This window comes from Acinetobacter sp. YH16044 (assembly GCF_013417145.1).
Taxonomy (GTDB): Bacteria; Pseudomonadota; Gammaproteobacteria; order Pseudomonadales; family Moraxellaceae; genus Acinetobacter; species Acinetobacter amyesii.
This window is the reverse complement of sequence record NZ_VPEK01000181.1, coordinates 1-1,108: the sequence shown is the minus strand read 5'-3', so window position 1 is coordinate 1,108 and position 1,108 is coordinate 1. Positions and strand designations below refer to the sequence as shown.

Annotated in this window: 1 protein-coding gene and 1 pseudogene; both read left to right on the top strand. The window is 30.1% G+C overall.

Annotated features, from left to right (window positions below):
- Positions 1–197, top strand: a pseudogene (locus FTV38_RS17985) (hypothetical protein); the annotation flags it as partial.
- A gap of 117 nt (positions 198–314) precedes the next feature.
- Positions 315–1,108 (top strand): hypothetical protein (locus FTV38_RS17900; protein ID WP_180023088.1); only part of this gene is annotated, 794 nt, incomplete at its 3' end.

Here is a 1,108-nt window from a genome sequence, read left to right as displayed (position 1 = left end):
AAATAATCATTGATGAAAGATATAAAGGTGACTTTTATAACATAGATAAGCTATTCCCAATGAATCTAAACACAGGCCAAACAACAAAAATAGGTTATGCAAGAAGGATAGACTTTCCTAATAAATTCGCAATCTTGCTAACCTGGGATGATGAATACAGAAAAGGTAATAAAGAACAAATTGAACTAACAAGCTAAAGCAAAAAGGCTGTTATCTGATTTAGGCTTATCTGCTGTCATTTGTTAATAGTAGATAAGCCTTGATAGATGTAATATAACGTACTAATTTTTAATATATTTCTATTGGAAAAAATAATGTTTGAATCATTTAAGTTAAGAATAAAACCAATAAGTAATGCGCTTGAGTTAGATCAATTCGAATCTCAAGTTTTTCAAAGCCTTAACGACAGAATTGAATCAGACTTTCAACTACTTGATTTCATAACTCACCAGTTATTCTTAGCTAGAAAATCTACTAATCAAAATGTTATTAACTTAATTGAGTATTCATCTTTTACGCAGCTTGAGTACTTAGAATACCCTTTTTATCCTACAGCAATGGATACAAAAAATAGTCTTTCAGACTATTTGGATAAAATGGTCAATATATTAATAAGTAAAAATTTCCAACTTGAGAATGTTGAAAATAGTAAGGTAAGAATCCTAAAAAAAATTATTGCCCACAATGCACAGAGAATCAGAAATACTCGTATTGAACAACTAAAAATTCGGTTAGCTGAACATGTAAAAAATCATACTCCCTTCGAATATGCTGCACTAAGACAACAGTCTCTTCAATCTTTGAATATTAGTTATAAACAAGGTACAGAGTCTTGGAATGCTTTGCCTCTTATAGAAAGTAATTTAGAGGAAAATATTAATTTCTATAATGAGGCAAGTCATACTTTTTATTTCAATGTATTAACTTTTAAGAAGGATAATCCAACCTACGAGCTTACCCCTATTGAATCTATTTCTCATTCTCTGACTTACTTAACCCTGAATGCTTGTATGGTTCTCATTGAACCTGCCCTACAAACTTACTACGCTGAGATAGAGAAGCAAATTAATGACTCTGTAGAATCAAGAGTTATTAGAAATAATCTAAA